Here is a 19185-nt window from a genome sequence, read left to right as displayed (position 1 = left end):
GCAAGGCGATCAATTGCTCATCTGCCGCTCAGGGCGTCTTTGCCCCTAGGTGATTTCTTTAAATCCGGCAAAAATGCGGCCACCGCACCGATGAGCGGCAAATATGCACACAAATGATACACATAGTCGATGCCCTGCCCATCCGCCAGCCGCCCCAACACAGCAGATCCGATGCCCCCCATGCCGAATGCAAAACCAAAAAACAGTCCCGATACCAGTCCCACATTGCCCGGCAGCAGCTCCTGCGCATACACCAGTATCGCCGAAAAAGCAGAAGCGATGATCACGCCGATGATAAACGACAGGATAACTGTCCAAAACAGGTTAGCATACGGAAGCGCCAGCGTAAACGGAGATGCCCCCAAGATGGATAACCAGATCACGTACTTACGGCCGATACGATCGCCTACCGGTCCGCCGATCATCGTACCCGCGGCCACCGCAAAAAGAAACACAAATAGGTATAATTGCGATTGCTGCACAGATACCCCAAACTTATCCATCAGGTAAAAAGTGTAGTAGCTGGTGAGACTTGCAAAATAGAAATATTTCGAAAAAATAAGCACCAACAGCACGACGATCGAAAGGATAACGGTCTTGCGCGGGAGTGGCTGCCGGACGACCTCCTTCACGTTATTTTTCCGGAGGATATAGTTGCGGATCGACTTCGGCTTATACCATTTGCCTACGCGGTAGAGGATCACGATGGCCGTGAGCGCCGCAAACGAAAACCAGATCACATTGAACCGCCCGAACGGGGCGATGAGCATCGCCGCCAACAACGGGCCGATGGCACTCCCCGCATTGCCCCCCACCTGGAATAGCGACTGGGCGAAGCCACGCCGGCCACCGGAGGCCACATAGGCCATACGCGACGCTTCGGGATGGAAAACAGAAGATCCCGCACCCACGAATGCCACAGCCACCAATATCCACTGGTAGCTCGGCGCCAGTGCCATCATCACCAGTCCCGTAAGGCTGAATCCCATACCCACCGGCAACGCATACGGATAGGGTTTGCTATCGGTGATCATTCCGACCAGCGGCTGCAACAAAGAAGAAGACAATTGGAATACCAGTGTAATCAGCCCGATCTGCGAAAAACTCAGGCTGAACGAATCCTTTACAATCGGATAGATCGCCGGGATGAGCGACTGGATGGTATCATTCAGCAGGTGCGAAAAACTTACGGCGAATAGTACAGGATAGATGGTGGCAGATACTTGCTTAGTAACGGTGGATGTTTCGGTGTCCATGAGCACGAAAATGACGTTTGCACAAAGGTAAGAAATCCTTTCATGCTGCCCAGCCCTGTTATCGTAACAAACCTACTAAGTTGTTGCAACAAACCCACTAATACAAATCCATGAAGCACATGTATCCGTTTTCGTACCCGCTATTTTCGTGATCATCGACAGCCGTATCGCTGGAGACAGGGGGTTGTTGAATGGAATCCAGGGGTATCGTTTCGCTGCGGATGATCGCGTCGCTCGCCTTCCTAACATACATGCAGATCACCACCACACCCAGGGCCAATCCAAGGGTCACGACGAATAACTTACATAACAAATGAAATATCAGGTTCATGAAGTTGCAATTAAAGACCCGCACGAGATTTACTATCTATGCGACATGAATGGGATTGTCCAGCGATAAGTCATTATCGCGTTATCATCAAAAAATCGCCAAGCACCGAAAAGCGGGCACTTGGCGAACGTCAGTCAAAGGCACTTCGATTTACAGCATCAGGCTCAGCTTGATTTGAAAGATATTGTTCTTGAATTTCTCCTCACCGTCCCCTTCGTTTGAGGTGTACTCTGCTTTAATAGATCCGGGGAAGTAATCTAAGGCCAAACCAAGTCCTCCGAAACGCACCGTAGCGCCGTAGTTTTGCTTGATTCCAAAATTCCCGGCCTTGGTGACCGCCGAAAAACTTTCCTCATCTTCGGCATCTATCGGCATGAATGAAAAGTACTTCTCGTCGTCATCCTCAGGATTATACGCATAATAGTTCAGCGAATTGAAATAGTAGGTCGCTGCCAGTTGAGCCCTTACATCTACCACCAGCTTACCAATCAAATTAATGGAGATTACCGGGCCCAATTTTGTAGAAGCGGAGCCCGCAAAGAATGATGTCTCGTCTACTTCATAACCATTGTCGATATCCCGTTCGGCAAAATTGCTCCAATCCAATTTATTGTATACGAGCGATAACTGTGTCCAATCCAGACCAATCTTGGTATCAAACGCCGGCAAGAGGCTGGTTTTATTGAAGTAGTAATTGCGGCCGAATTCGAACACATAGCCGCGCTTGGCTCCATAACGGCCATCTAACACGTTGCTCAGGGCAGACGCTTCGCCATCCACCCCGCTACCCCCATTTACAGAAAAATTAGACAGGTCATCTTTCAGTTCCTGTCCGAAATTGCTGAAACCAAGCCTCAGATAGCCACGGCTCAGCTTGGTTTCATTGCGGGTGATCTGGGCATAACTCCAGGTAATGGTTGACAACAGCAATGTCAATAAAAACAATTGTTTTTTCATGATTTAGTATGTGATACGGTTTAAAAAAGGAGAGACAGTCTATGATCAAACCACTAATGAAATGTGAGCTGATTTCCTTGTTTGGTGATTTTGGTAATTTCGGTCATTTGGTCGACATACCATAAATCGGTTTGCGCAGCAAAGCTACTACCAAGTCCATTGACGATTTTCACCTGACATGCTGTACTCGGCGCTGGTACCGAACCATTCAATACGCCGTAATAGTGAATATACACGACATAGGTACCATCGGGCGCATGATCGGGCCAATAAATATTTTCAGGACCGTACCCATCTACGTCATCCCGATCGAGATATCCTCCTGACTGGGAAGTTGGCACTTGAAAGAATACGCGTTCGCCAAAGGGGTCCACAACATGCAAATCGATATCAGATGTGCTATTCCACGACAATGCGACATGTACTACGCCACGGGAATCGGTGAGATCATCAAGATCCTGTGTATCCGTATAAGCCAGTGCTTCAAGTGTCTGGAATATACGCTCAATATCCGTCTCCTGCACGCTTCCCCAAATATCATTAAAATGTCTCCCCAGATTGTCGTGGATATTGCTTGCATTGAATACCCCGAAATCTATATTAAACATGCTTCCTGAATACACTTCACTTACCGACGGGTCACTATGCTCCTGGTGTTCATGGTGAGCTTCAACCACGTCATCAAAAATTTGGCGGTCGGTAACCGTTTTAAGTACATCCAAAATACTGCATCCCGCGTTTCCGCTCCCTGAAAGCTCACTCACATTGCAGAGCTTATCAAACAGCTCATCTTTAAGCGACTGAAGACTGCTTAGCAGTTCTCTCGTTTGCCGGTCAAATGCCTCATCCATCGTTTCATCGCCGTTGGATGCTGCAACAAGGCCACGCGCCCCGGCGGGTAGTACTGCCAATTGACGAGTCATCAAATCAAAGGCAGGCGTTTTGAACGCATTGTTTTTAGACTTCTTTTCACCCGCAATGGCGACTGAAGACAACCGTGGTTCAACCGACATCGAGGGAGTCAAAGAAGCGTTTAAATCCCCGCCAAAGGTCACTTCATCGCTACCGTTTGTGGTTTTCACTTCATACAATAACGTTCCCAAGCGATTTTCCCAATCGTACGAATAGTACCGAAGGTACGAAACCGTTGAACTTTCCTTTAAATACCAGTAGAGGTCTGGCAACCGCTCGTTTGTTGCGGTATTTACCCCATAAAGGAATGCGGGATCCCCTTGGTCGTCCAATATGACCATCCATTCCGTCATACTTTCCTCATCAGCAAGATAAATCTTTTCGATGCGCTGTGGTATGCCATTGGCATTATGACCAATAGCAGTTAGCTGAAACGTTTCATCCTTGATGGTTATCTGCGGTTTATTATATTCCTCCTCAAGGGATGACGGCTGGTAAAAATTCACTTGTACCGCCCCTCGTGGTTCGTCAATCTCCTCGTTGTTGTCCTTTTTGCAGGAAAGGAATGAAACCATCAGCACGCCCATACCGAAGCATAAAAGCATCCTGATCACCTGCGACGTCAATAATAATTGTTTTCTCATGATCTTGATTATTAAAATGAAAACCCAACACCGATGGAAAACACCCGGTTACTCATCTTCACATCAGTTCCATTACTTAGATTACTCAACCCGAGTCCGTATCCAAGATGGACATTCAAGCCGTTGGTCAGCGCATAGCCCGCCAACAGGTTCAGGCCGAAATCCCCCTGCTTCCAATCGGCCTCGTCATCACTTCCAAACTCAATATCTTCCTCCCCCGAATCGGACTCGCCCTCGTACTCTTCCTCCCATTTAGACTTACCGCTTACTGCAAAACCATAATATGGCCCAGCGCCTACAAACACTTCACCGGGCCCAACATCAAACCGACCCACAGCATTTACGGGGATTTCCAGATACATGACATTCCATGTTTCATGGTAAGCATATCCAGCTTCCTCTTCACTCAACTTATATCCTTTACCAGACAAGGTAAGGCCCGGTTGGATGCTGAAATTCGCGTTAATAAAAAAATCAGCCGTTGCTCCGAAATAAAACGACGCGGAGGACTTCAAGTAATCCTGGTACTCATCTGGAAGGGCCTCTCCAGACAGCGAGATGGTCGGTAGGTTAATACCCGCTTTCACCCCAAATTTAACAGGCGATTCTTGAGCAACCGAAAGTCGGGCCAGGCTGGTCAGTAACAGTGTAGATAAAAATAATTTTCTCATGGTTTAAAATTTAAATTGAATGATAAGTTGAGGGCAAATCTACACGGACCGATACACGCACAATAGCGTATCACCCCTTGATCTGCCCCCCGTAAAAACCCGCTTCCCTTCTCCGTATGATCACGGAAAAACAAAAAATACGCGAAAACCGCGGGGAATGTCCGTATATTGGCAAACGGATTAATCAACATAAACAATCAACACCAAAATTTCATTGCATGGAACCGCAAACACCTTTTCCGCATCGGACGTATGTCTCACAAGAAACTGCCACATCGCGAATAATGTGGTATAAAGACCACAAAAAAAAACACTTGGACCGCGTCGTCAGCGCGCTTAATCCAAACCATCAGGAGCGGATATATTTCTATTATCCCAAGGCCGCTGTAATACTGGAACTATTTGATACCTTGATGAAAATAGCGGGGGCCGACGGGGTCCGGGTATACTTCGGCTCGTATGGGAAACATGGAGATCCGGATAACGATGGTAAACTCGCACTCGTCTACGCACCCACTAAGAACATAGCGGGGGTAGACACCGATATCCCCGACTCATTTTATATGGTTCATCCGCAAAAAGGAGCGATATCAATAGCACCACAGGAAGCAAAAATACTGATTACCAACTATCTGGATACCAAGCGAGACAAGCTGACCCCCACCTTATGTGAAGACGATATCAAGGAACAACTGCTGGAGACCAAGCAGATTTTTTTTAATCAATGCCATATAAAGGAAATCAGGGACGAAATCGACTATCAACTGAATAATCAATACGGCGTGTCGGGCATCAAAATCTATATCGCTTCGTACACTAATGTCCCGGTGCAGAGCGAGCATGGACATCGCTACTGCCAACGATTGACCATTCTTTTTGTGTTTACCGACGCAAAACATGAAGACCATCATCTAGAAGGAGTTGATCCCCGCTACCCCGAAAAAGGCGTACCATTCCTTGGCGCACAGGATACAGCATTTCCAATCCCGCCGTATCCGGACAAAGGAAGCACGTTATAGTGGGTACTGGACGTTCTCAAATTTTGGTAAGGTATGTATTTACATTACACCTATCTTTTTTTGTTGTCACTTGCGACCGTATTCGGCATCATAGGCATAAGACGTGGCTTTCCCTTCCAACTAAACGTACTCGCTGTATTACTGATATATACCAGTCTGATAGAATGGAGCACTTTTTTGCAAATCGAAATTTCTGGACCAAAAAGCAATGTACAACGCTATAATTTCTTCATGCTGGCGGAGTATATGTTTTACGCATATTATTTCAAGCAAATCATTCGATCCAGACATGTTGGCTATCTCATTAACGGGTTTCTGTATGTATATCCCGTTTTTTGGTATGCTGTCGTTTTCTTTCTGTTTGAAATCGACGAATGGAACAGCTATGTGTACACCGTCGGTGGTTTGTTCACGGTTTTGTGGGCTATCCTCTTCTGTTATCAAACGCTTGTAAATGAAGGTACCATCCGATACCGATTTTACAGCGATTTTTGGATAGCTGTAGGCTTGGTTTTCTTTTACACCTGTGGACTGCCTTATATGGGCATGTTCAATTTCTTGACTAAAAACCATGCTACGCTGGCGAATTTCTTAAAGCAATTACTTCAGATTTCCAACATTGTGATGTATTCGCTATTTTGCTATGCATATTTATGTCAAATGATCAATACCAGGAAATCCTGATCGTTATCTGTTCAGGCGTTGTCTTATTTATCCTTCTTGTGGGGGTGATTGTCTTTACCATGCTGTATCACCAGAAAAAAAAATTCCAGCACCACCAAGAAAAGCAAACCATGGATGAAGCCTATCACAAACAACTCCTCCAGGCGCGCTTGGAAATGCAGGAAGCGACCTTCAACACCATCAGCCGGGAAATACACGACAACGTGGGGCAATTGCTCAGCCTTGCCAAGGTACAGCTGAACATTGCCGAGCAGCATGAGCAGATAGATAAAACCCTGCTCGAGGAGATCAAGCACAACGTCGGCCAGGCAATGGCCGATCTGCGCGACATCGCCAAGAGCCTCAGCAGCGAGCGCCTGCAGCAGGTCACCCTATCCCAAGCCGTATCGCAAGAATTGCAGCGGATGAGTCGGGGAGGCGTGATGAAATGTACCACAGCGATCAAGGGTACAGAAAGGCCGTTGCCTGAGCAATCTAAAATCATCCTGTTCCGCATTATCCAGGAAAGCCTCCAAAATGTATTGAAACACGCTAAAGCCCATGAAATCCATGTAGCGTTTGACTTCGACGAGAATGGAGTAAGCATCGCAATCCGCGACGATGGAAGCGGCTTTGATCCGGCAAGCGCCGGTCAAACCGGGCTGGGCCTGCAAAACATCATCAGTCGCGCCGCGCTGATCGGCGGCACGGCCACCATCAACAGTATCGTTAACCAAGGCACCACAATCACCTTAGAAATACCCTTATGCCTGATACCAAGCACATCGCCATTGTAGATGACCATGCCCTATTTCGCAAGGGACTGGCCGCGCTCATCAATTATTTTCCCGGCTACAAGGTGCTGTTTGAAGCAGCCAACGGACGGGATTTTATCAACCGCTTACAAACCTCACAGCTACCGGATATTGTCCTGTTGGACATCACCATGCCCGAGATGGACGGATACACCACAGCTGAATGGCTTCGGACAAATCATCCATCCGTCAAAACACTGGCCTTGAGCACCATGGATACTGAAACAGCCATTATCAAGATGATTAAGCACGGGGCCAAAGGATATGTACTCAAGGATGCTGAGCCCACCGAACTGCGGCGGGCGTTTGACGATGTACTAGCATTGGGCTACTTTTTCAACGAATTGATTACTCGTAAGGTCATGCAATCGGTGCATGCGCTAACCGAGGATTCAGCCATCCGCATGTTCGTGAAACTAACCAACCGCGAAATCGAGTTTTTGAAACAAGTTTGCTCCGAAAAAAGCTACGCCGAAATCGCCGACGAAATGTGTGTAAGTCCCCGAACGGTTGAGGGCTACCGCAACGCCTTGTGTGAGAAGCTGCAATTAAAGACCAGGACGGGGTTGGCCATCTACGCCATTAAGAATGGGATTGTACCGCTGTAAAATATTACTGACCAATTAAATGGATCATTTTGGCTTCGATCGTAGACAAGCCGAAATGTCTTTTGACGCTTGAGAACGTTCGTTAGTATTCCTCTTCCTCGAGCACCTCAGCCTGGGCAAGTGCCGTAGGCTTTTTCTTTCCGGTGATCATATTCACCAGTACAGGCGCGGTAGCCAGCACCACGATGCCCATGATCACATACTCCAGGTTCTCTTGCACCCATTCGTTTTCGCCGAGGAGATAACCCAAGGTCACCAGGCTGCCCACCCAAAGGATGCCACCCACCACGTTATACAGGGCAAACTTCTTGAAGTCCATTTCCACGATGCCTGCCACAATCGGGGCAAACGTGCGCACCACCGGCAAGAAACGTGCAAGGATGATCGCCACCCCTCCCCGCTTATGGTAAAACTCCTGCGCTCTCAAAATATATTCCTTCTTGAAAAGCCAGTTATCCTTCTGTTTCAACAGCCGATGCCCAAAGTATTTGCCACACCAGTAACCTACGAAGTTGCCCAAGATGCCCGCAGCGCCGATCAGCGCGATCCAATACAACAATGTAAGCACGGAGTCCACCGGCCCAAGCGTCAGGTTGGCAATGATGATGCCCGCGATAAACAAGATCGGATCCCCCGGCAGGAAAAACCCGATGAGAATACCCGTTTCGGCAAAAACGATAAACAACAATAAATAAAGACCGCCATGTGCAACAATCCAGTCCGGATTGGTGAGGTTGTTCAAGAAATCTAAAAACTCAGCCACTGATCACAAAATAAAAACAAAGGAACGAACGAATACTGGAAAGATGTTGTATAAAACCGTGCCATGATCGGCCAGCCGCTATCGAGACGCTAAATATTCGTTCAAAATGGCAAAGCGTTGACAATCATGATCACGGGTTATCTGCCAAAAACGATCCATACCATTTGCCGGAATCCTTTACGATCCGCCGCTGTGTCTCGAAATCCACATGCACCAATCCGAATCGCGGATGGTATCCCTCCGCCCATTCAAAATTGTCGAGCAGTGTCCACACAAAATAGCCATGCACATTCAGCCCTTCGCGCTTGGCGCGCAGCACCTGTGCGAGGTGATCTTGCAGGTATTGAATGCGCAGCGCATCATGCACGGCACCGCTTTCGACTGTATCCGGAAAAGCCGCACCGTTTTCTGTAATGTAGATATCGGGCACATTAGGATAGGCGCTGAATTTATTGATCATTTCATAGATCGACTCGGGATACACCTCCCATCCCATCTCGGTGATGAGCGGTACCTTGCGTTTTTTGGCTGGTACCAGCTGTGCTTGCAGGTAGGGTACAAAATAGGAGTGCCGTACCAGTTCACGGGTATAATTCTGGATGCCGATGAAGTCAAAATCAAATGGCAAAAGCACCTCATCTCCCGCCCGCACGTAGCTTTCGATCCCTCCCAGAGCCTTCAGATCAGCTGTGGGGTAGCCCAGTCCCAATACCGGCTCGATAAAGAGGCGGTTAATCAAGGCATCGGCCCGTTTAGCGGCATCCACATCACGCCACCTGCTGCTGTAGGGGTGTATACTTGAGCAGCTGAAGGTGGTGCCAATCCGGGCCCGGCTCATCTCCGCTCGCATGAGCCGTCCCACCGTGCCCATGGCTAAAGCTGCATGGTGCGCCGCCGGAAAGAAATTACGCAAGCCGGTGAGACCGGGCGCATGCACGCCAAAAAAATAACCAGCACCGGTAAATACGGCTGGCTCATTCAGCACCATCCAGTGCTGCACGCGATCGCCCAGGCTTTTCACTGCCCGGGCAGCATATTCCGATATCCAGTCAAGCACATCCCGATTGGTCCACCCGCCCTTATCTTGCAAGGCTTGCGGGAGGTCCCAATGGTATAGGGTCACCCACGGCACAATGCCCTGTTCCAGACAATGGTCTACCAATCGCTCGTAAAAATCCATCCCCCTGGCATTGTATCGGCCGACGCCATCGGGAAAGATACGGGGCCATGACAGCGAGAAACGGAAATTCGGAATGTGCATGCCCTTTATCAACGCGACATCGTCTCGGTATTGGTTGTAAAAATCACAAGCTGTGCGCGCATCGTGAACGTGTTTAACCTTGCCCTTTTTGCTGGAAAACACATCCCATATAGACAATCCTTTGTCGGCCTCGTCCCATGCGCCCTCCGTTTGAAATGCGGCACTGGAGACGCCCCACTGAAAATCAGATCCGAAGTCTGCTTTTACCATTTACCTATACCAATGCGTTGGATACATGTGTTTCCAGCAGTTCATCGATGATGGACTGTGTACAATCGGGATAATCCACCGAAACCGTACGGCGGCTATTCAGCCAAGTCTCTATGGTGAGGTCGTTTTTGGGTTTCAGGTTTTTGATCACAGGCACCCCCATTTCCTCCAATGCCGCCGCATTGAGGTGCTGCTCATATTGGTTCTTCATCGGCACCACCAATAGTTTCTTTTGCAGAAACAAGGCTTCCGCCGGTGTTTCAAATCCGGCACCGCACAAGACCCCGGCTGAGGTCGCCATGCTTTGGATAAATGCCTCATTGGCGATGGGCTGCACGCTTACATTGCGCATCTCAAACGGCTTTTTGTTATGTTTGGAAAAAACCTGCCAGTGAACATCCGGAAAACGCATCAGGTGCTTGAGTAATCGCGCATCGTCATATGCAGGGAGATAAACGGTGTAATGACCGTTGTCTGCCACAGCCAACTGACGGACCTGCTGACGGATGACCGGCGTAAAAATCCGGTGGTTATAGCGTTTGAAGTGGAATCCGTAGTTGATCGTAGCTGGCGCGTAATTCTTCAAGATAAACTTGCCCAGCATATCCTGCTCCTTTGGCTTCGGGGCCTGCAGGTCCATGGCTGCCGCTTGGTGGCTCAAACCGACGCATATCTTTTCCCGCGTATTGCAAGCCCAGGCCGATATCGGTTCGAAATCATTGATAATCAAATCGTATTGTTCTATCGGCAAGTTATTGACCTCATGGACTAACCGACGCACGGTGGAGCTCATGAATGTTCTCCACAGATCCACGCCCCCCTTTTTTCCAAAAATGAAACTGAGTCCATGCATGCGGTATTTAACGGGAAAAGGCAAGGTCAGGTCAGCCTGTATACCGCTCACCAGCACATCCACTTCGGCCCGCCGTTGCAGGCAGGGCACTACATCCATCGCACGGCTCAAGTGGCCGTTGCCCGTACCTTGTACTGCGTAGAGAATTTTCATATGAATACGAGACATCAGACGGGAGACATCAGAGAATTACAACTTCTCACGCTGATGACGCGATTAATGCCTAAATGCTGAAGCCAAAAAACGCAAAAAAATACGGCTTTTCAAACTTCCGAACCAACTTAGCAACCTTTTCATAGCATCCGTATATTGATGTACACGAATTTGGCAATTTGATATTACTCCAATATTAAAAGCCGGTGAAGGATTTGTAATATTTTAACGAATATACTAATTTTATTTCATGAACCGAATCTGCCTATTACCATTAGCCGCTATGGCCGTAATCCTGCTTTCATCGTGGGGTTTCCACGCGCATAAGCTCATCAACCGAATGGCCGTGTTTACCTTGCCAGCGGATATCGCCGGTTTTTACAAGGACCGGGTGGACTACATGACCGAACATGCCATCGATGCCGATAAGCGGTGCTATGTCGATACCAACGAATCGTTCCGCCATTTCATTGATGCCGACGAATACGGTGAGCAGCCTTTTGATACCATTCCCATCCACTGGACGGCCGCCGTTGATAAGTTCTCCGAGCGCCGGTTGCTCGCCTCGGGCATCCTCCCCTGGCAAATCAACCGGAGCTATCGCAACCTCGTCGACGCGCTCAGCAAGCATGACATTCGGCGGGTCCTGCGCCATTCCTCCGATATTGGCCACTATTTGGCCGACGCGCATGTGCCCTTGCATACCACCAGCAATTACAATGGACAGAAGACCAACCAAGTGGGCATCCATGCCTTTTGGGAAAGCAGGCTGCCCGAACTATTTGCCGACCAGTATGATTTCATGGTGGGGCGGGCCCGTTATGTCGAGTCGCCGGTGGAAGAAGCCTGGCGGATTGTACGGGAGAGCCATGCCTTGGTCGATTCGGTATTGGGCATTGAAGCCCGACTAAGTGCGGCATTTCCCGCCGATCGCAAGTACGGTTACATCGAGCGCAACCGCATCCTGATCCGTACCTATTCAGACGCCTATTCGGCAGCCTATCACGAAACCATGAAGGGTATGGTCGAGCAGCGGATGCGGGGAGCCATCCGCAGCATCGGCAACTTCTGGTATTCGGCGTGGGTAGACGCCGGTCAGCCGGATCTGCGGCAGCTTACCGAGCTGCCCGCAGCCGTAGACTCGGTACCTGCCCCCGCAGAAGGGCAGAAAATCCTCGGGCGGGAAGAATGGCATTAGCCCACTGCCGCCTCCGCCATGATGTCCACCACCTCGGTCAGTTCATGGGGCGTCAAACTGCCGAATCCCAGCCGGATAGCGGTATGTCGCCGCGATTGATAAAGCAGGTAACGGGGCAAAAACAGGTCGCGATGGGCACACAGCCTTCCAAACCGCATGAGGTTCATCTCCTGTGGCCATGCGGTCCAAATGGCCAATCCCCCCGCGGGCATAGCAAAATCCACTACGCCCCGGAGACGGTCCGCCAGTAGGGCGGCCAGTTGGTCGCGACGGGCGCGGTACTCGCGGGTAGTCTTTTGCAGGTAGCGGTGCATCTCCCCTTCTGCGATAAGTTCGCCCAGAGCCAGTTCGGTCAACATATCGCCATGCCGGTCCATGATACCCAATAGTTTGCCCATTTCGCCGATCAGGGCCTCGGGTGCCACGATGAAGCCCGAACGGAAGCCGGATGCCATGGATCGACCGAACGTACCAACGTAGACAACCATCCCTTCCGTGTCGGCGCTGGCCATGGGGAGCAGCGGGCTCCCATCGTAGCGAAAGTCGTAATCGTAGTCATCCTCCAGGATGATAAAGCCGTATTTGGCCGATAGTTCCAGCAACTCAACACGGCGGCGCGCGCTGAGCGTCACCGTCGTTGGGTAATGGTGGTGAGGCGTGATATACAACAACCGGAATGGACGCTGCTCGTAGCGTGCCCGAACAGCCGATACGTCAATGCCTTCTTCGTCTACGGGAACCGTCAGGATGTTCGCCCCCGCTTTTTGGAAGATCATGTTTGTAGCGAAATAGCTCAGCTCCCCTACCACCACGCTGTCACCCGGCGAGATCAATGTTTCGGCTACGATATAGATGCTGAGCTCCAGGCTGCGTGTGACCAGCAGGTTGTTCGTCGCAATATGCAAGCCCCGTGTCAGGTTGAGAAAATTGGCCAGGTTTTCCCGGTAATAGTCGCTTCCCATCAGGTTATGCCCCCCCAGCTTGGTCCTGTTGCCCTTACGTTTCATATTCGTATGCAACAGCCGGGAGAGATAGTCGACATGGGAAAGCCTCGGATCGGGCAGTCCGTCGTCAAGACTATACCGGCAGGGCGACCGGTCGAACGGATTGTCCAGCACATTCCATCGCTTAAAACCGAAACCCGCCTGCTGCGGATACACCGTCAGCGCTGCCCCCTCCTGTCCTGTTAGCCGCCCGGGCTTTTCCCATTGCCCATGCTGCACAAACGTCCCCCGGCTCGGATGCGATACTACCCACCCTTGAGCCGCCAGTTCGTCATAGCTGGCCGCTACGGTATTGCGGTGCAATCCCAGCAATCCGCCCATTTTTCGGCTGCCCGGCAATTTATGGCCGTCCATCAGGTACCCGCGCTGGATCGCGTTGATCAGCTGGTGGGCCACCTGCAGGTACACCGGCGTAGCCGACTGGCGGTCGATCTGGACAAAACTTCGATAAGGCACTAAAACCGGACTATCCATAATATCAAAACTGGCACATCAAGATGTGCCGGCAAGATACGACTTTTGCAAAAAAACAAACAAGATGAAGCGTTTTCTACCGATAGCCTGCATAACCCTGGTCATGCTCACCATTAGCTGTACCCATTTTGCCTCGGCGCAAGTTCACCCGGGAGCGCGGCCTGCACCGCCACGGTCAGATACCAGTGCCATATCGCTAGGCGAGGTCGTTATCACCGAAAACCGCCTCCAGCTCCCGTTTGCCAAGCAAAACCGGAATATCCAGATCATCGACCGGGCCCAGATCGACGCGCTGCCCGCACGGTCGCTCAATGAGCTGCTGAGCCATGTCGCCGGCGTGGACCTCCGCCAACGCGGACCCTTCGGTTCCCAAGCCGATGTCGCGATCGACGGCGGCAGCTTCGAGCAGACGCTCATCCTGGTAAACGGTGTCAAAGTACTCGATGCCCAAACCGCCCACAACAGCCTCAACCTGCCCATCCCCACCGACGCCATTGAGCGCATCGAAATCATCCGCGGACCGGCGGCGCGGATATACGGCATCAACAGCCTCACCGGTGCCATCAACATCGTGACGCGTACGCCCGATGCCTCCGGCTTATCCGCTCACGCCTACGCCGGGTCGGGATTCAAAAGCGATACCGCCGCCAACGGCGCACGCTTCCATGGGCGGGGGATACAAATGGGTGGCAGCATCGTCGGGCCGCGCCACCGCCAGTCGCTCTACGGCAGCCACGAATCCGGCAACGGTTATCGCTACAACACGGCATTCCGCAATCACAAGGTATTTTACCAAGGAGAGGTCCAGACCCACGGCGAGGATGCGCTGTCGCTCATGGGCGGCTATGTATCCAGTGATTTCGGAGCTAACGGGTTCTATGCCGCGCCGGGCGACAAAGAATCCCGCGAGATCGTCCAAACTGTATTGGCTGCCATCGGGTATCGCAGCCGGCTCACCGAGCGTCTGTCGCTGTCGCCCCGCGTCAGTTACCGCTATGGGTATGATGACTACCGCTACTTCCGCCACGACCTGAGCCGTGCGCGGAGCCAGCACCGCGGCCATGCCATTAATACCGAAATCAATAGCACCCTCCAAACCGCGGCGGGCGACTTCGGTATCGGATTGGAGATGCGGCAGGAAATCATCCGGAGTTCCAACATCGGCAACCATGATCGCAGCAACTACGGGATATACGCCGAGTTCAAGACCGAGCAGATCGACCGCCTGCTGCTCAACGCAGGCGCTTATGTCAACTACAACTCTGACTATGGCTGGCAGGTATTTCCCGGCATCGACCTCGGCTACGAGGTGAGCGAGCGATGGAAACTGGTCGCCCACACCGGCACCGGTCAGCGCATCCCCTCGTTTACCGACCTTTACCTCGATCAGCGCCCCGGCAACATCGGCAACCCCGTGCTGCAATCCGAGCAGGCCTGGCACGCCGAGGGCGGCGTCAAATACGCCGGTCCACGGCTGTTTGCCCATGCCGGTTATTTCTACCGCAACGTCAATGATTTCATTGATTGGGTGCGCACATCGCCCGACGATCCCTGGCAACCCCACAATTTCCAGCGCAACCGCACACAGGGCCTCACCTTCTCCGGCAACTACCGGATCCTGCACCGCGCCGGGCAGCCCGGACTGATGGCTGGTCTTTCGTACACCTGGCTGTCGCCCCGATTTGAAGACAGCCGCGAGGCTGGCTACCTATCCAAGTATGTCATCGAAAGCCTGCGCCATCAGTTAGCCGCCAACCTGCAGCTGACGACCGGACGGTTCTCCGCCACCGTAGCCGCACGCGTCAATGAGCGCTTCAGTTATCGCCGCTACGTCGTCAGCGATCTGCGCATGGCCTATCGTTTCAATCCCGTGGACGTATACCTGGATGTGCAGAACATCTTCGACGTCACCTATATCGAGGCCGCCGCGGTACCCATGCCGGGGAGGTGGTTTAGCCTGGGGCTGAAATACGGACTTATATCATCTGCCCGCCAGACACCTCGATCCGCTGCGCATTGATCCATTTGGCTTCTTCCGTACACAGGAAAGCCACTACACTGCCGATATCGTCGGGCCGTCCCACGCGGCCGAGCGCCGTCGCCGCGGCAATGGTTTGATTCAGTTCGACATTGTCCCGCACGCGGCCACCACCGAAATCCGTTTCTATGGCGCCCGGAGCAACGACATTCGCCGCGATGCCCCGCGCACCCAATTCCTTAGCGAGGTACCTCGTAAACACCTCAATGGCCCCTTTCATCGAACCGTATGCCGATGAACCGGGCATCACGATCCGCGCAAGCCCGGACGATACGTTGATGATGCGGCCGCCGTCATTGATGAATGGCAGCGCCTTCTGAGTCAGAAAAAAGACACCTTTCCAATGGATATTCAGCATGTCATCAAATTGCGCCTCCGTTGTCTCCGCGAAGGGCGCATACAGCGCGGTACCCGCATTGTTGATCAGGAAATCAATGTTCGGACTGCCCGTCTGCGCCTTTAAATGCGCTGTTACCTGCGTGAAGAAACCGTCAAATAACGCTACATTGCTGGTGTCCAGCTGAAAAGCGGCAGCTGACCGCCCCATCGATTGGATTTCGGCCACGACCGCATCGGCCTTCGCCTGGTTGCTTTTGTAGGTCAGCACCACGTCTATTCCTTTTTTTGCCAGGCTGATCGCCATATCACTGCCCAAGCCACGGCTTCCGCCGGTCACCAGTGCCACTTTACTTTTTGCTGTTGTCATCTCGTTCATGTTTTAATTCGTGTGATCATCATCTGATCCCACAAAAGTCGGACAAAAAGCAGTGTCACCAGTTGCAAACATCAATCCGATGTTTACAAAATTCAAATATGAGGTACCGACGAACGGAATGTAAGCGGCGTCTCCGCGGTTTGCTTCTTAAAAAAATTGGAAAAATGCGATACTTCCTCAAAGCCTAGGCTATACCCGATTTCCGAGATATTCCAGTCCGTTTGCCTCAGCAGGATTTTGGCTTCCTGCACGATCCGATGGCTGATCATCTCCGTGGTCGTCTTACCGGTATGCTCTTTTAACACCTTATTGAGGTGGTTTACATGAATCGCAAGCCGTTCGGCATATTCTTTCGCCGATCGCAGCTGAAGCTGCCGGTTGGGCAATTCGATGGGAAACTGCCGTTCCAGCAATTCGACGAATAAGGCAATGATCCGGGCAGCAGCATGTTGGTTGGCATGCGAGGCCGATGCCGGTTGCAGTTTCTGACCGTAGTGGATGAGCTCAAGCACATAGTTGCGAAGCAGGTCATACTTATAGGCATAGTCCGACGCAATCTCCTGTTGCATCTTTTTGAATATAAGCGCTATTTCTTCGGCCTCGTCCCGCGTGATCTCAAAAACCGGATAGCCACCGGATCGAAAGATCGGGAGTTCATCCAGTACCACGCCACTCTTATTTTTGAGCATAAAGGCGTCCGTAAACACGCAGAAAGAACCCGATTGCTGTTCATCTTGCGGAATCCAATGATAAGGCACCTTTGGTGTGGCAAACAACAGGGCATTTTCCTTTACGTCGATTACCTTATCGGCATACTCCGCTCTGTTTTTCCCCCTGATCAGGCTTATCTTGTAGTAGGCCCTGCGGTTGTAAGGCATCACCGACTTCCGTTTCACCTCTTTGATGGTCTCGGCAAGGTCAAACACATTGAAATGACCTATTTCCTTGTTAATTCCGGGTGGCAACAGGGTGTCGACCGCTTTCCCCGTAAAGTGGGCCGCTTCCAGATAAAACTCGTCGAGCGAGGTGTTTTTTATGTGTTTCATCGATGGACGCGCTTTGTAAAATTCAAAGGTACGCAATATCCATCAAAGCAAAAAAAACCCCGCTTCACAGCGGGGTCTTTCCATTTAACCAAACCTAACAAAATGAATGCTGCTATATGTTCTTTTTGTTACAGCAAAGCTAAGGTAGGTATATTATCTAGCAATTAAGTGGGGATTAACTTTTTGTCAACGATTGAACAGATAAGTCTAAAAGACCTCACGTGTCCTTTATTAGTGCAACTCTGCATATAGGCGGTCCACCTCTTCCCGGGCAAACAGCCCGGTACCTGCTACCATGGTTGTCGCTGTACCACAAGCCACACCTTTCCGAAGCATTTCTTCATAACTGCCGCCTGTGGCAAGCACGGACACCATCCCGGCGACCATACTATCTCCCGCGCCAACGGTACTGCGTTTTTTCACGACGGGAGCCCCCACGTGGAGACGCTCCGTGGCCGAATACATATTGGCACCCTGCGCACCCAGCGACACGACGACAACTTCCGCTTTTCCTTCCCCAATCATTTTCAGTGCCGCAGCCTCGGCAGAAGCGCTATCCAATTCATCTTTACCCGTCAAACCAGCCAGTTCGCCTAAATTTGGTTTCAACAAAAACACTCCTTCTGCTGCCGCTTCCTGAAGTGCCTGCCCGGAGGTATCGACCACAACCTTGCTGCCCTTCTCCTTCGATTGGGTGATGAGCTGCCTCAGAAATGCCGTAGGCATCTCGGGCGGAAGGCTTCCGCTGATCACGACAATTGCAGGAAACGGCGTCAGATCTCCAACGGCTTTTAGGATAGCTGCCTGATCTTTCGTGGCAACCTCCTCTCCCGGCATTCCGAAGCGGTATTGCCGGTTGCTGGATAAATCCACCACGATAAAATTCTCCCGCGTTTCGCCGGGAACGGTAAACGGGTGCATCGGTATATCTTCCGCTTGGAGCAGCTCCTCCAGCAGTGCTCCGGTTCGCCCACCCGAAAGGAAAAACGTCTCTGCCTCCAACCCCAAACGTTTCAAGGCTCTTGAAACGTTGATGCCACCTCCACCCGGCTCGTATTTCGGCTCGGCACACCGGAGCTTTTTATCCGGGACAATTTGATCGACGGAGCTGCTTTTATCCACCGTTGGGTTTAATGTAATGGTGAGAATGGAGTGCTTCATAATAAACTGGCGTTAATTATCTTCCATTCCAATGGCGTCTTCCATGATAAATATAGCGTTATTATTCAAGTCGTGAAAGCCGAACTCGTTGGTTTTCCACGGGGTGTTCGTTCGTAATCTGTCTGCGGTAATGGTGCCCCTTTGCAGAAACTCATCAAAAAGCGGTTTGATGTTCTTTACGTAAACCCTCACCACCGAACCGCCCAGCAACGGGTCGTCATCCGTGTCAGCATGCCATTGCAGGTGCAAAATGAGCTTATCCCTATACAAAATGGCATACATCTGGTCTGCAAAATACGTTTCAAGCCCCATTTTTTCGTTGTACCAAACAACATCCCTTTCAATATCAGAAGTTGGTAGCACAGGGATAGAAGTTAAAATCTCAGTTTTCATTGCCGTCATGTAGCTTCGATTCTGCCTGTTCGAAGATACT

Annotated in this window: 19 protein-coding genes; 5 read left to right on the top strand and 14 right to left on the bottom strand. The window is 51.0% G+C overall.

From position 1 onward, the window contains the following. Window positions 1-17 precede the first annotated feature (17 nt). From ACMGDE_RS07270 to ACMGDE_RS07250, 5 genes are all read right to left on the bottom strand, one after another. Complete coding sequence (locus tag ACMGDE_RS07270) at window positions 18-1256, bottom strand: MFS transporter (RefSeq protein WP_436832110.1); 1239 nt, start codon at window positions 1254-1256, stop codon at window positions 18-20. Between the two features lie 97 nt (window positions 1257-1353). Beyond that, window positions 1354-1587 carry a hypothetical protein gene (locus ACMGDE_RS07265; protein WP_436832109.1) on the bottom strand — a complete coding sequence of 78 codons (234 nt, stop codon included), beginning with the start codon at window positions 1585-1587 and terminating at the stop codon, window positions 1354-1356. 150 nt (window positions 1588-1737) lie between these two features. Continuing rightward, window positions 1738-2544 (bottom strand): hypothetical protein, encoded by an 807-nt coding sequence (locus ACMGDE_RS07260; protein WP_436832108.1) that lies wholly within the window; start codon window positions 2542-2544, stop codon window positions 1738-1740. A gap of 53 nt (window positions 2545-2597) precedes the next feature. Then, window positions 2598-4100 carry a YfaP family protein gene (locus ACMGDE_RS07255; RefSeq protein ID WP_436832107.1) on the bottom strand — a complete coding sequence of 501 codons (1503 nt, stop codon included), beginning with the start codon at window positions 4098-4100 and terminating at the stop codon, window positions 2598-2600. 11 nt (window positions 4101-4111) lie between these two features. Continuing rightward, the gene (locus ACMGDE_RS07250; protein ID WP_436832106.1) at window positions 4112-4771 is read right to left on the bottom strand and encodes a porin family protein; all 660 of its coding nucleotides are present in this window, start codon (window positions 4769-4771) and stop codon (window positions 4112-4114) included. 218 nt (window positions 4772-4989) lie between these two features. On the opposite strand from ACMGDE_RS07250, the gene ACMGDE_RS07245 reads away from it, so the two are divergent. Next, the gene (locus ACMGDE_RS07245; RefSeq protein ID WP_436832105.1) at window positions 4990-5790 is read left to right on the top strand and encodes a hypothetical protein; all 801 of its coding nucleotides are present in this window, start codon (window positions 4990-4992) and stop codon (window positions 5788-5790) included. A gap of 138 nt (window positions 5791-5928) precedes the next feature. Here ACMGDE_RS07245 and ACMGDE_RS07240 read toward each other — a convergent pair whose 3' ends face one another. Then, entirely contained in the window at window positions 5929-6363 is a 435-nt protein-coding gene (locus ACMGDE_RS07240) for a hypothetical protein (RefSeq protein WP_436832104.1), read from the bottom strand. Window positions 6364-6443: 80 nt separating this feature from the next. On the opposite strand from ACMGDE_RS07240, the gene ACMGDE_RS07235 reads away from it, so the two are divergent. Both ACMGDE_RS07235 and ACMGDE_RS07230 read left to right on the top strand, forming a co-directional pair. Continuing rightward, window positions 6444-7250: a sensor histidine kinase gene (locus tag ACMGDE_RS07235; RefSeq protein ID WP_436832103.1), complete on the top strand. Its 807-nt coding sequence runs from the start codon at window positions 6444-6446 to the stop codon at window positions 7248-7250. Then, on the top strand, window positions 7220-7876 hold the full coding sequence (locus ACMGDE_RS07230) for a response regulator transcription factor (protein WP_436832102.1): 657 nt from the start codon (window positions 7220-7222) through the stop codon (window positions 7874-7876). The genes ACMGDE_RS07235 and ACMGDE_RS07230 overlap by 31 nt, the downstream gene beginning before the upstream one ends. Window positions 7877-7958: 82 nt before the next feature. Here the strand turns inward: ACMGDE_RS07230 and ACMGDE_RS07225 are convergent, their stop codons facing one another. From ACMGDE_RS07225 to ACMGDE_RS07215, 3 genes are all read right to left on the bottom strand, one after another. Beyond that, complete coding sequence (locus ACMGDE_RS07225) at window positions 7959-8639, bottom strand: DedA family protein (RefSeq protein ID WP_436832101.1); 681 nt, start codon at window positions 8637-8639, stop codon at window positions 7959-7961. Between the two features lie 130 nt (window positions 8640-8769). After that, entirely contained in the window at window positions 8770-10110 is a 1341-nt protein-coding gene (locus ACMGDE_RS07220; protein WP_436832100.1) for a GH1 family beta-glucosidase, read from the bottom strand. Between the two features lie 4 nt (window positions 10111-10114). Beyond that, entirely contained in the window at window positions 10115-11116 is a 1002-nt protein-coding gene (locus ACMGDE_RS07215) for a glycosyltransferase family protein (RefSeq protein WP_436832099.1), read from the bottom strand. Between the two features lie 250 nt (window positions 11117-11366). Between ACMGDE_RS07215 and ACMGDE_RS07210 the strand changes: the two genes are divergently transcribed. Further along, complete coding sequence (locus ACMGDE_RS07210; protein WP_436832098.1) at window positions 11367-12314, top strand: zinc dependent phospholipase C family protein; 948 nt, start codon at window positions 11367-11369, stop codon at window positions 12312-12314. Here the strand turns inward: ACMGDE_RS07210 and ACMGDE_RS07205 are convergent. Beyond that, window positions 12311-13792: an aminotransferase-like domain-containing protein gene (locus ACMGDE_RS07205; RefSeq protein ID WP_436832097.1), complete on the bottom strand. Its 1482-nt coding sequence runs from the start codon at window positions 13790-13792 to the stop codon at window positions 12311-12313. The two genes, ACMGDE_RS07210 and ACMGDE_RS07205, sit on opposite strands and share 4 nt — an antisense overlap. A 64-nt stretch (window positions 13793-13856) precedes the next feature. On the opposite strand from ACMGDE_RS07205, the gene ACMGDE_RS07200 reads away from it, so the two are divergent. Next, window positions 13857-15812 carry a TonB-dependent receptor plug domain-containing protein gene (locus ACMGDE_RS07200; RefSeq protein ID WP_436832096.1) on the top strand — a complete coding sequence of 652 codons (1956 nt, stop codon included), beginning with the start codon at window positions 13857-13859 and terminating at the stop codon, window positions 15810-15812. On the opposite strand, the gene ACMGDE_RS07195 is transcribed toward ACMGDE_RS07200, so the two are convergent. The 4 genes from ACMGDE_RS07195 to ACMGDE_RS07180 form a co-directional block, all read right to left on the bottom strand. Next, window positions 15769-16545 (bottom strand): SDR family oxidoreductase, encoded by a 777-nt coding sequence (locus ACMGDE_RS07195; RefSeq protein WP_436832095.1) that lies wholly within the window; start codon window positions 16543-16545, stop codon window positions 15769-15771. The genes ACMGDE_RS07200 and ACMGDE_RS07195 overlap by 44 nt on opposite strands. Window positions 16546-16637: 92 nt before the next feature. Beyond that, the gene (locus ACMGDE_RS07190) at window positions 16638-17591 is read right to left on the bottom strand and encodes a helix-turn-helix domain-containing protein (protein WP_436832094.1); all 954 of its coding nucleotides are present in this window, start codon (window positions 17589-17591) and stop codon (window positions 16638-16640) included. A 231-nt stretch (window positions 17592-17822) separates the two neighbouring features. Then, window positions 17823-18752: a 1-phosphofructokinase family hexose kinase gene (locus tag ACMGDE_RS07185; RefSeq protein WP_436832093.1), complete on the bottom strand. Its 930-nt coding sequence runs from the start codon at window positions 18750-18752 to the stop codon at window positions 17823-17825. Window positions 18753-18764: 12 nt separating this feature from the next. Continuing rightward, complete coding sequence (locus ACMGDE_RS07180) at window positions 18765-19145, bottom strand: VOC family protein (protein ID WP_436832092.1); 381 nt, start codon at window positions 19143-19145, stop codon at window positions 18765-18767. Window positions 19146-19185: the final 40 nt, after the last annotated feature.

Source organism: Parapedobacter brassicae (assembly GCF_051400755.1).
GTDB lineage: Bacteria > Bacteroidota > Bacteroidia > Sphingobacteriales > Sphingobacteriaceae > Parapedobacter.
The sequence above is the reverse complement of the archived record's forward strand: the minus strand, read 5'-3'. Positions and strand labels throughout refer to the sequence as shown.

Bases quoted from the DNA above. Each gene is read 5' to 3' on its own strand.
- ACMGDE_RS07270 (WP_436832110.1), bottom strand. From the start codon at position 1,256: ATGGACACCGAAACATCCACCGTTACTAAGCAAGTATCTGCCACCATC.
- ACMGDE_RS07265 (WP_436832109.1), bottom strand. From the start codon at position 1,587: ATGAACCTGATATTTCATTTGTTATGTAAGTTATTCGTCGTGACCCTT.
- ACMGDE_RS07260 (WP_436832108.1), bottom strand. From the start codon at position 2,544: ATGAAAAAACAATTGTTTTTATTGACATTGCTGTTGTCAACCATTACC.
- ACMGDE_RS07255 (WP_436832107.1), bottom strand. From the start codon at position 4,100: ATGAGAAAACAATTATTATTGACGTCGCAGGTGATCAGGATGCTTTTA.
- ACMGDE_RS07250 (WP_436832106.1), bottom strand. From the start codon at position 4,771: ATGAGAAAATTATTTTTATCTACACTGTTACTGACCAGCCTGGCCCGA.
- ACMGDE_RS07245 (WP_436832105.1), top strand. From the start codon at position 4,990: ATGGAACCGCAAACACCTTTTCCGCATCGGACGTATGTCTCACAAGAA.
- ACMGDE_RS07240 (WP_436832104.1), bottom strand. From the start codon at position 6,363: ATGGTTTTTAGTCAAGAAATTGAACATGCCCATATAAGGCAGTCCACA.
- ACMGDE_RS07235 (WP_436832103.1), top strand. From the start codon at position 6,444: ATGTCAAATGATCAATACCAGGAAATCCTGATCGTTATCTGTTCAGGC.
- ACMGDE_RS07230 (WP_436832102.1), top strand. From the start codon at position 7,220: ATGCCTGATACCAAGCACATCGCCATTGTAGATGACCATGCCCTATTT.
- ACMGDE_RS07220 (WP_436832100.1), bottom strand. From the start codon at position 10,110: ATGGTAAAAGCAGACTTCGGATCTGATTTTCAGTGGGGCGTCTCCAGT.
- ACMGDE_RS07215 (WP_436832099.1), bottom strand. From the start codon at position 11,116: ATGAAAATTCTCTACGCAGTACAAGGTACGGGCAACGGCCACTTGAGC.
- ACMGDE_RS07210 (WP_436832098.1), top strand. From the start codon at position 11,367: ATGAACCGAATCTGCCTATTACCATTAGCCGCTATGGCCGTAATCCTG.
- ACMGDE_RS07205 (WP_436832097.1), bottom strand. From the start codon at position 13,792: ATGGATAGTCCGGTTTTAGTGCCTTATCGAAGTTTTGTCCAGATCGAC.
- ACMGDE_RS07200 (WP_436832096.1), top strand. From the start codon at position 13,857: ATGAAGCGTTTTCTACCGATAGCCTGCATAACCCTGGTCATGCTCACC.
- ACMGDE_RS07195 (WP_436832095.1), bottom strand. From the start codon at position 16,545: ATGAACGAGATGACAACAGCAAAAAGTAAAGTGGCACTGGTGACCGGC.
- ACMGDE_RS07190 (WP_436832094.1), bottom strand. From the start codon at position 17,591: ATGAAACACATAAAAAACACCTCGCTCGACGAGTTTTATCTGGAAGCG.
- ACMGDE_RS07185 (WP_436832093.1), bottom strand. From the start codon at position 18,752: ATGAAGCACTCCATTCTCACCATTACATTAAACCCAACGGTGGATAAA.
- ACMGDE_RS07180 (WP_436832092.1), bottom strand. From the start codon at position 19,145: ATGAAAACTGAGATTTTAACTTCTATCCCTGTGCTACCAACTTCTGAT.